This is a genomic window from Nocardioides sp. GCM10023255 (genome assembly GCF_042653125.1).
GTDB lineage: Bacteria > Actinomycetota > Actinomycetes > Propionibacteriales > Nocardioidaceae > Nocardioides.
In genome coordinates this window covers 1-13,444 of the sequence record NZ_JBHSHU010000012.1, presented here as the reverse complement: position 1 = coordinate 13,444, position 13,444 = coordinate 1, and the positions used below count along the sequence as shown (strand labels likewise).

Sequence of the window (13,444 nt, the reverse complement as noted above, 5' to 3'; positions counted from 1 at the left end):
CGACAGAAACTGGAGCAGCAGCTCATGAGCACTCGATGAGTACTTCGCGATGAGTTTGCACAACCACTAACGGTCTCAGGTTTCCCCCCAGCGTCGCTGGACCCGGGTCTGAGGCCAGAAGGAGAAGCGTGGCTAAGACCCGAGTTCACGAGCTCGCCAAGCAGTACGGCGTCGAGAGCAAGTTCGTTCTCGAGAAGCTCAAGGAGATGGGGGAGTTCGTCAAGTCGGCATCGTCGACCGTCGAGCCCCCTGTCGAGATGCGATTCAAGAAGGAGTTCGGCGAGCAGCTGAAGGCCGCCGGCGCCTCCGCCCCTGCCGAGGCTCCCGCCGAGAAGGCCCCCGAGAAGCCCGCCGCCAAGGCGCCGGCTGCTCCGAAGCCGTCGGCACCCGCCCCCCAGGCTCCCGCCGCCGAGGCCCCGGCCCAGCCGGCCGCCCCGGCGCCCGTCCAGCCGGCTGCACCGGCCGCGCCCGCCGCGAAGGCCCCGGCAGCTCCCAAGCCCGGTCCGCGTCAGGCCCCGGCCGAGAAGCCGGCACCCCCGGCCGAGCCTGTGGCTCCGGCCGCGTCGGCGACGCCGACCCCGGCCGCCCCGGCGCCCAAGGCCCCGGCGCCGCGCCCGGTCGGCAAGCCCGGCGGCACGCCCCGTCCCGGCAACAACCCGTTCTCGTCCAGCCAGGGCATGGGCCGTCGCCCCGCCCCCGGCGGCGACCGAGGCCCTGCTGCCGGTGGTGGCGCCCCCACGGGCGGCGACCAGCAGCAGCGCCCGCCGCGCCCGCCGGCCGGTCGTGACGGTGGCGGCGCGCCGGGCCGCCCCGGCATGCCGCGCCCCAACCCGGCGATGATGCCCAAGTCCCCGGCCGCCTTCGGCCAGGGTCCCGGCGGTCGTGCTCCCGGTCGTCCGGGCGCGCCCGGCCGCGGTGGTGCTCCCGGTCGTGGCGGTGCGCCCGGCCGCGGTGGCGCCGGCGCTCCCGGTGCCGGCGGTCGTCCCGGTGGCTTCGGCCCCGCGGGTGGCGGTCGTCCCGGCGGCGGTCGTCCCGGCCAGCGCGGCCAGACCCAGGGTGCCTTCGGTCGCCCGGGTGGCCCGTCGCGTCGTGGTCGCAAGTCGAAGCGGGCGCGTCGTCAGGAGTTCGAGGCCATGCAGGCCCCGACGATCGGTGGCGTGCGCGTCCGCAAGGGCGACGGCGAGACCGTCCGTCTGCCCCGTGGCGCGTCCCTGACCGACTTCGCCGAGAAGATCGGCGTCGACGCGGCAGCGCTCGTGCAGATGCTGTTCAGCCTCGGCGAGATGGTGACCGCGACCGAGTCTGTCAACGACGAGACCTTCGAGCTGCTCGGTGAGGAGCTCAACTACGTCGTGCAGGTCGTCTCGCCCGAGGACGAGGACCGCGAGCTGCTCGAGTCCTTCGACCTCGAGTTCGGTGAGGACGAGGGCGACGAGTCCGACCTGGTCGTGCGGCCGCCGGTCGTCACGGTCATGGGTCACGTCGACCACGGAAAGACCAAGCTCCTCGACGCGCTGCGCAACGCCAACGTCGTCGACAAGGAGGCCGGTGGCATCACCCAACACATCGGTGCCTACCAGGTCATGACCGACGTGGACGGCGAGGAGCGCCGGATCACCTTCATCGACACCCCGGGTCACGAGGCGTTCACCGCCATGCGTGCCCGTGGTGCCCAGGCCACCGACATCGCCATCCTGGTGGTCGCGGCGGACGACGGCGTGATGCCGCAGACGGTCGAGGCGCTCAACCACGCCAAGGCCGCCGGTGTGCCGATCGTGGTCGCGGTCAACAAGATCGACAAGCCGGAGGCGGACCCGACCAAGGTCCGTGGCCAGCTGACCGAGTACGGCCTGGTGCCCGAGGAGTACGGCGGCGACGCCATGTTCGTCGACGTGTCGGCCAAGTCCGAGCTCAACCTCGACAAGCTGCTCGAGGCCGTCGTGCTGACCGCCGACGCGTCCCTGGACCTGCGGGCCAACCCCAACCAGGACGCCCAGGGTCTCGTGGTCGAGGCGCACCTCGACCGTGGCCGTGGCCCGGTGGCGACCGTGCTGGTCCAGCGCGGCACGCTGCGGGTCGGCGACTCGATCGTGGCCGGTCCGGCCCACGGCCGTGTCCGCGCCATGCTCGACGAGCACGGCAACGAGCTGGCCCAGGCCGACCCGTCGCGTCCGGCGATGGTCCTCGGTCTGAGCGCGGTGCCCGGTGCGGGCCAGAACTTCATCGTGGTCGAGGACGACCGGATGGCCCGCCAGATCGCCGAGAAGCGCGAGGCGCGCGAGCGTGCGGCCATGCAGGCCAAGCGCCGGGTGCGTCGTACGCTCGAGGACTTCATGGCCTCCATGGAGAAGGGCGAGAGCCAGGAGCTCAACCTGATCCTGAAGGGCGACGTGTCCGGTTCGGTCGAGGCCCTCGAGGACGCGCTGGCCAAGATCGACGTCGGTGACGAGGTCGGCATCCGGGTCATCGACCGCGGTGTCGGTGCCATCACCGAGACCAACGTCGACCTGGCCGCGGCCTCCGACGCCATCATCATCGGCTTCAACGTCCGGCCCCAGGGCAAGGCGACGGAGATGGCCGACAAGGAAGGCGTCGAGATCCGGTACTACTCGGTCATCTACCAGGCGATCGAGGAGATCGAGGCGGCCCTCAAGGGCATGCTCAAGCCGGAGTTCGAGGAGTCGACCCTGGGTCAGGCGGAGATCCGTGCGATCTTCCGCTCGTCCAAGATCGGCAACATCGCCGGCTGCATGGTCACCTCCGGTGTCATCCGCCGCAACGCCAAGGTGCGCGTCATCCGCGACGGTGCCGTGGTCGCCGACAACCTCGACCTGGCCTCGCTGAAGCGGGAGAAGGACGACGCGTCGGAGGTCCGCGAGGGCTTCGAGTGCGGTCTGGTGCTGCGGAACTTCCAGGACATCAAGGAAGGCGATGTCGTGGAGGCGTTCGAGATGCGCGAGATCCCGCGCAGCTGATCCATCCACCGAGTCGGCGTCAGTTCCCCGGAACTGGCGCCGACTCGGGCATTTGAGAGAGTAGGAACATGAGCAACCCACGGGTGCGCAAGATCGCGGACCGGATCCAGGTGATCGTCGCGGAGATGCTGGAACGTCGGGTCAAGGACCCGCGGCTCGGGTTCGTGACCGTGACCGACGTCCGGGTCACCGGGGACACCCAGCAGGCGACGATCTTCTACACCGTGCTCGGGCAGGAGGGCGCCGAGGAGGAGGCCCTCGCGGGCACGGCCGCCGCGCTGGAGTCGGCCAAGGGCCTGCTCCGCTCGGAGGTCGGCAAGCAGCTCGGGATGCGCCACGTCCCGTCGCTCACCTTCGTCGCGGACGCCCTGCCGGAGAACGCGCGACATCTCGACGAGGTGCTGGCCCGGGCCAAGGCGCTCGACGAGGAGGCGGCGGCGCGGCGCGGGTCGACGTACGCCGGGGAGAGCGACCCCTACAAGAAGCCCCGCGAGATCGACGCCGACGACGCGGACGACGACGGGGAGCTGTGACCGCTCCGACCGCCTCGGGACGGGCGGCGGCTCCGGCCACCGCATCGGGCCTGGTCGTCGTCGACAAGCCGGCCGGGATGACCTCCCACGACGTGGTCTCCCGGGTGCGCCGGCTGGCCGGCACCCGCAAGGTGGGGCACGCGGGCACGCTGGACCCGATGGCGACCGGGGTCCTCGTGCTCGGCGTCAACCGCGCCACCCGCCTGCTGGGCCACCTGATGCTGACCGAGAAGGCCTATGACGCCACCGTGCGCCTCGGCGTCGCCACCACGACCGACGACGCCGAGGGCGAGGTCACGACGACCGCCTCGGCCCGGGGGATCGACGAGGCGGACGTGCGCGCCGCGCTCGCGGACTTCGTGGGCGACATCGAGCAGGTGCCCACCGCGGTCTCCGCGATCAAGGTGGACGGCAAGCGCGCCTACCAGCGTGTCCGCGAAGGTGAGGACGTGCAGCTGGAGGCGCGGCCGGTGACCGTGCACGAGCTCGTCGTGCACGAGGTGCGGGCGGTCGACGACCACCTCGACGTGGACCTGTCGCTGCGCTGCTCCAGCGGCACCTACGTCCGGGCGATCGCGCGCGACCTCGGGGCGCGACTGGGTGTCGGCGGCCACCTGACGGCGCTGCGGCGTACCGCCGTCGGCCCCTACGACCTCGCGGCCGCGCGGACCCTGGACCAGCTGGCGGAGGACTTCGCCGCGATGCCGATCGCGGAGGCCGCCCGCCGGGCCTTCCCCGGCCGCGACCTCGACCGGGCGCACGCCGACGACGTGCGCGTGGGGCGGGCCCTCGACCTGGAGCTCGACGGCCTGACCGCGGTGTTCGACCCGGACGGCGAGTTCCTGGCCCTCTACGAGCCGCGCGCGGGCGTTGCCCGGGCCGTCGCGGTGTTCGTCTGAGCCGCGCAAGTAGTCTTCTGGCCGTGCGCATCTGGCGATCCCTCGACGAGGTCCCTGCCGACCTGGGCCCGACTGCCGTGGTCATCGGCAACTTCGACGGCGTGCACCTCGGGCACCGGCACGTGCTCGCCCGCGCCCGCGAGGTGGCCGACGAGCGCGGACTCACCCTGGTGGCGGTCACGTTCGACCCGCACCCCATGGCGGTGCTGCGCCCCGAGCACGCTCCCTCCTCGCTGACCTCGGTCGAGACGCGGGCGGTGCTGCTGGCCGACAGCGGGGCGGACGCCGTGCTGGTGCTGCCCTTCGACCGGGACATGGCCACGTGGACGCCCGAGGAGTTCATCCAGCGGGTGCTCGTGTCGAGCCTGCGGGCCGCCGCGGTGGTCGTGGGTGCCAACTTCCGGTTCGGTCACCGTGCGGCGGGCGACGTGGCGAGCCTGGTGGAGGCCGGGGCGGTGCACGGGTTCGAGGCGGAGGGCATCCCCCTCGACGGCGGCCCCCAGGTCTGGTCCTCGACCTACGTCCGCACCTGCCTGGCCACCGGCGACGTCGCCGGAGCGGCCGAGGCCCTGGGCCGTCCGTACGCCGTCCGCGGCACCGTCGTCCGCGGCGACCAGCGTGGCCGCGAGCTCGGCTACCCGACCGCGAACGTCCCCACCAGCACCCTCACCGCCGCCCCCGCCGACGGGGTGTACGCCGGGTGGCTGCGCCGCCTCGACACCGGTGAGCGCTTCCCGGCGGCCATCAGCGTCGGCACCAACCCGACCTTCGACGGGCAGCGGGAGCGGCGCGTGGAGAGCTACGTGCTCGACCGCGACGACCTCGAGCTGTACGGCGTCGAGGTCGAGGTGTCGTTCGTGGAGCGGCTGCGGGGGATGGTCGCCTTCGAGTCGGTCGAGAAGCTCGTCGTCCAGATGGACGACGACGTCAGCCGGGCGCGAGAGCTGCTGGGCGCGGTCTCGTGAGGGCCGCCCCCGCCGACCGGGTGCAGGCCGCCGAGGACTGGTTCCTGCACCACGGACTGACCTACTTCGTCCCCGAGCAGCGGGCGCACGTGGGCCAGGCCCTGCGGCTGCGCCGGATCGTCCCGCTGGTGCTGCTGGTGGTCCTGGTCGCGACGGGCGCCGGCGGCCTGCTGGCCTGGTTCGCCGACCAGCTGACCCTCGGGCCGGCCACCCTCGCGTTCCTGCTGCTCGCCGGGGCGACGTGGTACGCCCTCACCGCCCTGCACGCCGCGCCCATCGTGCGGTGGGCGCTGACCCGGACCTTCGGCAGCCTGCGCACGCTGCTGCCCATGACCACCCGGGCGCTGCCGCTCCTGCTGCTCTTCATCACGTTCCTGTTCATCAACACCGAGGTGTGGCAGGTCGCCTCGAACCTCACGGCCGGGACGCTGGTCATGGCCGTGCTGCTGTTCGTCGTGCTCGCGGTGGGCTTCCTTCTGGTGCGGTTGCCCGAGGAGGTCGACCGGGTCGACGACGACGTCACCGACCGGCTGCTGCTCGACGCCTGCCGCGGGACCCCGCTGGAGGCGGCCAGCCGGGAGCTGGTCGAGGATCCGGAGGCGGACCCGGCCGCGCACGCCGAGGTGGGCGGCTTCGAGCGGTGGAACCTCGTGATCGTGCTGGCGGTCGTCCAGCTCGTGCAGGTCCTGCTGGTCACGCTGTCGGTGTTCGTGTTCCTGGTCGTCTTCGGGTCGCTGATCATGACCGGGCCGGTCATGGACGCCTGGCTGACCTCGCCCACGCACAGCATCCCCGGCGTCACGAGCATCTCGGTGGCGCTGCTGCAGGTGTCGATCTTCCTCTCGGCGTTCTCCGGTCTCTACCTGACGGTGTCGACGGTCACCGACGAGACCTATCGCGAGCAGTTCTTCGGGGGAGTGATGGAGGAGATGGAGCGGGCCGTGGGCGTCCGGGCCATCTACCTCGAGCTGCGCAGGCGCACCGCTCCGGTGAGCTGAGCCGGGCCCCGTTCGGAGTTGAGCCAGGCCCCGTTCGGAGTTGAGCCGGGCCCCGTTCCGGCAGTCGACCGGAACGAGGCCCATCTCGGGTGTGAACGAGGCCCAACTCAACGAGTCATGCGTCGAGGTCCTTCTCGACGAGGGCCGCGATCGCGTCGACCGCTGCCTGGTCGTCTCCCGAGATCTCGACCGTGGCGCCCTTGCCGGCGCCGAGGGTCATGATGAGCAGCGCCGAGCTGGCGTCGACCGGCTCGTCACCGGGGATCCCGATGAGCACCTCGTGGTCGAGATCGGCGGCCGCCTCCGAGATGATCGCGGCGGGGCGGGCGTGCAGGCCGACGGCGGAGCCGACGACGACGGACTTGGTGGGCATGTCTCTCCTTCAGTGGTGGGAGTTCGATCCTTGCAGGACGGGTGGTGCTCAGACCGGCTCGAGCTCGGCGTCGCTCTCACCGAGGGACTTCAGGGCGACCACGCTGAACGCCGCGACGAGCGTCCCGGCCACGAGCGCGATCAGGAAGCCCAGGACGTGCCCGACGGCAAAGAGGACGAAGATGCCGCCGTGCGGCGCACGCAGCGTGACGTCCATGGCCATCGCCAGGCCGCCGGCGACCGCGCTGCCGGCCATGATGGACGGGATGACGCGCAGCGGGTCGGCCGCCGCGAACGGGATCGCGCCCTCGGTGATGAACGACGCCCCGAGCGCCCAGGCCGCCTTGCCGTTCTCACGCTCGGGCAGGCTGAACAGTCCGGGACGGATGACCGTGGCCAGGGCGAGACCCAGGGGCGGCACCATGCCGGCGATCATGACGGCCGCCATGACCTTCAGCTCCGGGGCGTCGCCCGAGGCGGTCGCGGCGGCACCGAGGCCGGCGGTGGCGAAAGCGTAGGCGACCTTGTTGAGCGGACCGCCCATGTCGAAGGCCATCATCAGGCCGAGGATCACGCCGAGCAGGATGGACAGGCTGGAGTTGTCGCTCATGTTGTTCAGACCCTTGGTGAGCTGGTCCATCAGGTTGCCCAGCGGCTTGCTGAGGACCACGATCATCAGGATGCCGCTGATCAGCGTCGTCAGGAGCGGGATGACCAGCACCGGCATCAGGCCGCGCGCCCACGGGGAGACCTTCCAGCGGGTGATCCACAGGGCGATGAAGCCGGCGAGGACACCGCCGATGATGCCGCCGAGGAAGCCGCTCTGGGGGAGGCCGAAGCCGCCCAGGTCGACGGCCAGCGCACCCATCACGAAACCGGGGGCGATGCCGGGCCGGTCCGCGATCGCGAACGCGCAGTAGCCGGCCAGCGCCGGCACCAGGAACTTGAACGCCGTGGCGCCCAGGACGAAGAACACCGCGCCGATGTAGGCGAAGAAGCCGTTGTCGAACAGTGCGTGGTCCAGCCCGAGGGCGGAGGTGTCGGGCAGGTCGAACAGGTTGTTGTTGACCACGATGTCGCCGGCGGGACCGACGATCTCGTAGCCGCCGAACAGGAAGCCGAGGGCGATCAGCAGACCGCCGGCGGCGACGAACGGGATCATGTACGACACGCCGGTCATCAGCACCCGGCGCACGTGGTGGGTCCAGCTCTCGCCGCCGTGGGACTCCTCCGCGGCCGAGACGGTGCCCTCGACGCGCGGGGCGTTCGGGTCGTCGGCGTAGCGCAGCGCCTCGGCGATCATCGCGTCGGCGTCGTCGATGGGGCGCTTCACCCCTGAGGAGACGACCGGCTTGCCGGCGAACCTGTGCCGGTCGCGCACGCCCACGTCGACCGCGAAGATCACGGCCGAGGCCGCGGCGATCGTGTCGTAGTGCAGCGGCGTCGAGCCCGCGGAGCCCTGGGTCTCCACCGTGATGTCGACGCCGGCGCGGCCGGCTGCGGCCTCGAGGGCCTCGGCAGCCATGTAGGTGTGCGCGATGCCGGTGGGGCACGCGGTCACCGCGACCAGGCTGCGCCCGGTCGGGGCCGTGGCGGTGGCGGCGCCCCCGCCGGACGTCGTTGCGCCCGAGCCGACGGCGGCGGCCGCGGCGGTGGTGGTGGTGGTGGTCGCCCCGGCGGTGGCGGCGGCAGTGGTGGCGGGCGCGATGCCCAGCTCGTGCTCGATCAGCCCGACCACATCCTCCGGCGTCTCGGCGGCGCGGAGCGCGTCGGTGAACGCCGGCTTGACCAGGGCTCGTGCCAGCTTGGTGAGCAGCTGGAGGTGGGTGTTGTCGCCGCCGGCCGGTGCCGCGATGAGGAACGCCAGGTCGGCGGGCCCGTCCTTGGCGCCGAAGTCGACGGTGGGGCTCAGCCGGGCGAAGACCAGGGTGGGGTCCTCGACGCCCGCGGTGCGGCAGTGCGGGATCGCGATGCCGCCGGGCAGCCCGGTCGACGAGGTCGCCTCGCGGGCCAGGGCGTCCTCGGCCAGCTGGGCGGTGTCGACGGCGCGGCCCGCGCCCCCGACGACGTCGGCGAGGGCCCGGATGACACCGAGCTTGTCGGAGCCCAGGTCCACGTCGAGGCGAACCAGATCTGTGGTGATCAGGTCGGACATCGTCACCCTCCTTGGGTGAGGTCGAGGTCCCGGACCGAGACGAGCTCGGGCGTGACCTGCGAGGGAAGCGGGATGGTCGTGCCGGGGAGTCCGGCTGCCGCACTGCCGTAGGCCACGGCGAGTGCGAGTCGTTGGGCCGGGGTCCGTCGCCGGATGTCCCCGAGCAGGTAGCCGAAGAGGCTGGAGTCGCCGGCACCGACGGTGCTGACGACGGTGGTGGGCGGAGGCGTGGCGTGCCAGGCACCCTCGCTGTTGACGAGGACCGCGCCGTTGCTGCCGAGCGTGGCCAGCACGGTCTCGACGCCCCGCTCGACCAGGGTGCGGGCTGCCTTCGCCGCCGCCGCAGGGTCGGACTCGAGCAGGTCGGGGTCGCCGCCGGTGAAGGAGGCGAGCTCCTCCCCGTTGGGCTTCATCAGGTGCGGTGCGCTGCCGGGCAGCGCGTCGACCAGGGCGGCCAGGGGCCCCTCGCTGGTGTCGACGGCGATCCGGGCGCCGTGCTCGCGCAGCACGCCCACGAGCTCGGCGTACCACCCGACGGGGGCGCCGGGCGGCAGCGAGCCGGCGAGCACCAGCCAGTCGGCGGAGATCGCGCGGCGCAGCAGCGCGTCGGTGAGGCCGCTGAGCACCTCGGGCGTCACGGTGGGGCCGGGGCTGTTGAGCTTGGTCGTGGTGCCGTCGGGCTCGCTGACCGTGATGTTGACGCGCAGCGCCCCGGTGGTGTGCACCGGCCGGCAGTCGATGCCGGCCGCGAGCAGCTCGAGGACGAACGGGTCCTCGGCGGGGGCGGGCAGCACCGCGATCGAGGGGATGCCGGCGGAGACCGAGGCCCGCGAGATGTTGACCCCCTTGCCGCCGGCCTGTGAGGTCACCGAGTCGGCGCGCTGGACCGCGCCACGCGCGAGCGTGCCGGGCAGGGCGACGGTCTGGTCGTGGCTGGGGTTGGGGGTGAGCGTGACGATCATGCGACGACGACCTCCAGGCCGGCACGGGTGAGCTCACGACGGTCGGCGGGGGTGATCCCGTCGTCGGTGACGAGCACGTCGACGTCCTCGAGCGAGGCGAAGCGCTGGGGAGACTCGGTGCCGATCTTGCTCGCGTCGGCCAGCACGATGCTGCGTCGGGCGCTCGCCACCATGGCCCGCTTGGTCGCGGCCTCGTCCCAGTCCGGGGTGGTGAGGCCGTGGTCGGCGGTGATGCCGTTGGTGCCGAGGAAGACCAGGTCGACACGCAGGTTCGCCAGCGCGGTGACGGTCTCGGGGCCGACGGCGGCCTGCGTGGTCGAGCGGACCCGACCCGGGAGCAGGTGGAGCTCGATCTGCGGGTTGCCCGCGAGCCGGGCGGCGACCGGGACGGCGTGGGTGACGACGGTGAGGCGCAGGTCGCGGGGGAGGAGGCTGGCCAGCCGGCTAGTGGTCGAGCCGGCGTCGATGAGCACGGTGGAACCGGCCGGCGGCAGCAGCTCGAGGCTGGCCTTGGCGATCTGGTCCTTCTCGCTGGTGTTCGCCGCGTCGCGCTCGACGAGGCCCGACTCGATGACCGCCAGGCTGTGCGCGGGGACGGCGCCGCCGTGGACGCGACGGACCAGTCCCATGCGCTCGAGCGTGGAGAGGTCTCGGCGTACTGTCTCCGTGGTGACGTCGTACTCCTCGGCCAGGACCGCGACCGACAGCCGGCCACGCTCGGCCACGAGCTGGGCCATCGCCTGCTGACGCTCCTCGGCGTACATGCTCATCAGCGTCCTCCTCTCGAGCGAAGCCGTGTGGTGAATCTGCGTATCTGTTGTTTTACGCCCGAACGTGTTGACTGTCAAGGGGGTCGAGGGGTTAACTTGTGACCATGGTCACCAGCACCGACTCCCCCCAGGGCTCCGCCTCCGAGGCCACCGAGCCCGTCATCCTGCACGGCACCCCGGTGGTGCCCGGCGTCGCGCACGGCCCCGCCCTGGTCGCCCGGACCGAGGTGTCGCCGGCCGCGATCTCGGCGTTCGACGGCGCCTCCCTCGACGAGGAGACCGCGCTCTCGGCCTTCGACGGTGCGGTCGGCAGGGTGGCCGACGGCTTCCAGCGCAAGGCCGACGCGGCCTCGGGCGCCGCCGCCGAGGTCCTCACCGCGAGCGCCGGCCTGGCGCGGGACAAGGGGCTGCGCAGCGCGGTGCGCAAGCACCTGCGCAGCGGTGACGACCTGCTGTCGGCCCTGCACGCGGGCGTCGAGCAGTTCGTGTCGGTCTTCACCAGCATGGGCGGCCTGATGGCCGAGCGGGTCACCGACCTGCGCGACATCGAGCGACGCGTCCTGGCCCACCTCGTCGGCGAGCCCGAGCCGGGCGTCCCCACCCCGCAGCAGCCCTCGGTGCTGGTCGCCGAGGACCTCGCTCCCTCCGACACCGCCGGTCTCGACCCCACGGTGGTCGTGGCCCTGGTCACCGAGCGCGGCGGCCCCACCAGCCACACCGCGATCATCGCCCGCCAGCTCGGCATCCCGTGCGTGGTGGGGACGGCGGGCGCGCTCGGCATCGCCTCCGGCACGCCGCTGCTCGTCGACGGCACGGCGGGCACGGTCGAGACGCATCCCGATCCGGCCGTCGCCGACCAGCGCGTCGCCGACGACAAGGAGGCCCGCAAGGCGCTCGCGACCTGGGCCGGGCCCGGCGCGACCGCCGACGGTGTGGCGGTGAAGATCCTGGCCAACGTCGCCGACGGCGAGTCCGCCCGTTCGGCGGCACAGGCGCCGGTCGAGGGGGTCGGGCTGTTCCGGACCGAGCTGTGCTTCCTCAACCGCAAGGAGGAGCCGTCGGTGGAGGAGCAGGCCGACATCTACGCACAGGTGCTGGGCGCCTTCGACGACGACCGGTACGTCGTGGTGCGCACCCTGGACGCCGGCTCCGACAAGCCGGTCGCCTTCGCGACCCTCGAGGGCGAGGAGAACCCCGCCCTGGGCGTGCGCGGCCTGCGTCTCTCCTTCGGGAACCCCGGGCTGATGGAGCGCCAGCTGGACGCGATCGCGTCGGCGGCCCGGCAGACCGGCACGGAGGCCTGGGTGATGGCGCCGATGGTGGCGACCGTCGCCGAGGCGGCCGAGTTCGCCGAGAGCGTGCGTGCCCGTGGTCTCAAGGCCGGCGTGATGGTCGAGGTGCCGAGCGCGGCGCTGCTGGCCCACCGGATGCTGGAGGTCGTCGACTTCCTCTCGATCGGCACCAACGACCTGACCCAGTACACGATGGCGGCGGACCGGATGGCCACCGACCTGGCCCACCTCACCGACCCCTGGCAGCCGGCCGTGCTCCAGCTGATCGCGATCACCGCGGAGGCGGGCCGCCAGGCCGGCAAGCCGGTGGGCGTGTGCGGCGAGGCGGCCGCCGACCCGCTGCTGGCGTGCGCGCTGGTGGGGATGGGCATCACCTCGCTGTCGATGGCCGCCGCGGCGGTCCGACCGGTCGGGGCGCGACTGGCGACGGTGGCCATGGACACCTGCGAGGACGCCGCCGAGGCCGCGCTGGCCGCGTCGGACCCGCGCGCGGCCCGCGAGGCCGTGCTCGCGCTCGTCGAGCGCTGAGGCGCCCCTCGCGCCGTGCGGCGTGACGGGAGCGGTGCGTCCTCAGGTCGGGTCGTCCGGCGCGACCAGGGGCGCGTAGTCGTGGTCGGAGACCAGCCTCGCCACCATCTCGGCGCGGCTGGAGACCGCGAGCTTGGCGAAGATGCGTCGCAGGTGCGTGGAGACGGTCCACACGCTGATGTCGAGCGACGTGGCGATCGACTGGTTCGTGCGTCCGTGCGCGACCATGAGCGCGATCTGGCGCTCGCGCGGTGACAGCGTCACGCGCAGCGCCGGCTCCTGCTCGATGAGCAGGCACCTCACGCGCCCGATGGTGACGTCGAGGAGCACGCCCTCGCGCTCGTCGGTGTGGTAGCCGCCGGCCCGCACGACCTCCGCGAGGTCCGCGCACAGGTCCTCGAGCCGCGCCGCGTCGGCGTCCGCCAGGCGCGGCGGGGGTGGGGGGATCACGGGATCGGCGAGGCGTGGTGCCGCGGTCCCGGTGCGGTGTGCCATTGGGTCGATGGGCGTTGTCATGTGACTCCCGAGCTCGTCGCTCTACGCGGTCCCCATGCTCCGAGTCTGGACTCGACCGTAGAAGAGGCTACCGGTGCCGGAGCCGTGCGTGCGTAGGGCTTTCGGCCTCTTGACGCGAGCTCGGCCAGGAGGACGACGTGCGTGTCGACGGCGGCCGGCCAGTCGCGCAGGTCGAGGTGCTCGTCGGGTCCGTGCGCGCCGTCGTCCGCAGGTCCGAGTCCCAGCAGCACCGGCGGTGTGCCGAGCACGCGCGCGAGCACGTCGACCGCGCGGATCGACCCGCCCGAGGCGACGTCCACCGGCGCGCGCCGGTAGCCGGCCAGGCACGCCGCGCGCACGGCCGCGCGCACCCGGTCGGGCGGCTCGAGGCAGGTGCCACGCGACGCGCGCCCGGCTGACACCTCCAGGCGCACGCCCGGCGGCAGGCCGCGCCGCAGCGCGTGGCCGAGGACGCGGAGCGCGCGCCTGGAGGTGTCAGC

Annotated in this window: 12 protein-coding genes; 6 read left to right on the top strand and 6 right to left on the bottom strand. The window is 72.8% G+C overall.

Features of this window, described 5'->3' with window-relative positions:
- Positions 1-128: 128 nt before the first annotated feature.
- The 5 genes from infB (at position 129) to ACFO9I_RS19480 (ending at position 6,370) form a co-directional block, all read left to right on the top strand.
- A complete protein-coding gene (infB, locus tag ACFO9I_RS19500; protein WP_379183926.1) occupies positions 129-2,975 on the top strand; it encodes a translation initiation factor IF-2 in 2,847 nt (948 codons plus the stop codon).
- 68 nt (positions 2,976-3,043) lie between these two features.
- Positions 3,044-3,508, top strand: a complete 465-nt coding sequence (gene rbfA, locus ACFO9I_RS19495; protein ID WP_379183924.1) for a 30S ribosome-binding factor RbfA — start codon at positions 3,044-3,046, stop codon at positions 3,506-3,508.
- Positions 3,505-4,407: a tRNA pseudouridine(55) synthase TruB gene (gene truB, locus ACFO9I_RS19490; RefSeq protein WP_379183922.1), complete on the top strand. Its 903-nt coding sequence runs from the start codon at positions 3,505-3,507 to the stop codon at positions 4,405-4,407. The genes rbfA and truB overlap by 4 nt, the downstream gene beginning before the upstream one ends.
- Before the next feature lie 23 nt (positions 4,408-4,430).
- Positions 4,431-5,372, top strand: coding sequence for a bifunctional riboflavin kinase/FAD synthetase (locus ACFO9I_RS19485; protein ID WP_379183920.1), 942 nt, complete (start codon positions 4,431-4,433; stop codon positions 5,370-5,372).
- On the top strand, positions 5,369-6,370 hold the full coding sequence (locus ACFO9I_RS19480; protein WP_379183918.1) for a hypothetical protein: 1,002 nt from the start codon (positions 5,369-5,371) through the stop codon (positions 6,368-6,370). The genes ACFO9I_RS19485 and ACFO9I_RS19480 overlap by 4 nt, the downstream gene beginning before the upstream one ends.
- A gap of 115 nt (positions 6,371-6,485) precedes the next feature.
- Here the strand turns inward: ACFO9I_RS19480 and ACFO9I_RS19475 are convergent, their stop codons facing one another.
- The 4 genes from ACFO9I_RS19475 to ACFO9I_RS19460 are packed head-to-tail and all read right to left on the bottom strand — an operon-like array spanning position 6,486 to position 10,629.
- Positions 6,486-6,743, bottom strand: a complete 258-nt coding sequence (locus ACFO9I_RS19475) for an HPr family phosphocarrier protein (RefSeq protein WP_379183917.1) — start codon at positions 6,741-6,743, stop codon at positions 6,486-6,488.
- A gap of 48 nt (positions 6,744-6,791) precedes the next feature.
- Positions 6,792-8,897: a PTS fructose transporter subunit IIABC gene (locus ACFO9I_RS19470; RefSeq protein WP_379183915.1), complete on the bottom strand. Its 2,106-nt coding sequence runs from the start codon at positions 8,895-8,897 to the stop codon at positions 6,792-6,794.
- Positions 8,898-8,899: 2 nt separating this feature from the next.
- A complete protein-coding gene (locus ACFO9I_RS19465) occupies positions 8,900-9,859 on the bottom strand; it encodes a 1-phosphofructokinase family hexose kinase (protein WP_379183914.1) in 960 nt (319 codons plus the stop codon).
- Positions 9,856-10,629, bottom strand: coding sequence for a DeoR/GlpR family DNA-binding transcription regulator (locus ACFO9I_RS19460; RefSeq protein ID WP_379183912.1), 774 nt, complete (start codon positions 10,627-10,629; stop codon positions 9,856-9,858). Before ACFO9I_RS19460 ends, ACFO9I_RS19465 begins: the two co-directional genes overlap by 4 nt.
- Positions 10,630-10,733: 104 nt before the next feature.
- On the opposite strand from ACFO9I_RS19460, the gene ptsP reads away from it, so the two are divergent.
- Positions 10,734-12,449, top strand: a complete 1,716-nt coding sequence (ptsP, locus tag ACFO9I_RS19455) for a phosphoenolpyruvate--protein phosphotransferase (RefSeq protein ID WP_379183910.1) — start codon at positions 10,734-10,736, stop codon at positions 12,447-12,449.
- A gap of 42 nt (positions 12,450-12,491) precedes the next feature.
- Here the strand turns inward: ptsP and ACFO9I_RS19450 are convergent, their stop codons facing one another.
- Both ACFO9I_RS19450 and ACFO9I_RS19445 read right to left on the bottom strand, forming a co-directional pair.
- The gene (locus ACFO9I_RS19450; protein WP_379183909.1) at positions 12,492-12,944 is read right to left on the bottom strand and encodes a helix-turn-helix transcriptional regulator; all 453 of its coding nucleotides are present in this window, start codon (positions 12,942-12,944) and stop codon (positions 12,492-12,494) included.
- 17 nt (positions 12,945-12,961) lie between these two features.
- Positions 12,962-13,444, bottom strand: a 483-nt coding sequence (locus ACFO9I_RS19445) for a hypothetical protein (RefSeq protein ID WP_379183907.1), incomplete at its 5' end; no start/stop codon positions are given.

Excerpts from the sequence above, each read along its gene's own strand:
- ACFO9I_RS19465 (WP_379183914.1), bottom strand. The coding sequence starts at position 9,859 with ATGATCGTCACGCTCACCCCCAACCCCAGCCACGACCAGACCGTCGCC.
- rbfA (WP_379183924.1), top strand. The coding sequence starts at position 3,044 with ATGAGCAACCCACGGGTGCGCAAGATCGCGGACCGGATCCAGGTGATC.
- ACFO9I_RS19475 (WP_379183917.1), bottom strand. The coding sequence starts at position 6,743 with ATGCCCACCAAGTCCGTCGTCGTCGGCTCCGCCGTCGGCCTGCACGCC.
- ACFO9I_RS19450 (WP_379183909.1), bottom strand. The coding sequence starts at position 12,944 with ATGGCACACCGCACCGGGACCGCGGCACCACGCCTCGCCGATCCCGTG.
- ACFO9I_RS19460 (WP_379183912.1), bottom strand. The coding sequence starts at position 10,629 with ATGAGCATGTACGCCGAGGAGCGTCAGCAGGCGATGGCCCAGCTCGTG.
- ptsP (WP_379183910.1), top strand. The coding sequence starts at position 10,734 with ATGGTCACCAGCACCGACTCCCCCCAGGGCTCCGCCTCCGAGGCCACC.
- ACFO9I_RS19470 (WP_379183915.1), bottom strand. The coding sequence starts at position 8,897 with ATGTCCGACCTGATCACCACAGATCTGGTTCGCCTCGACGTGGACCTG.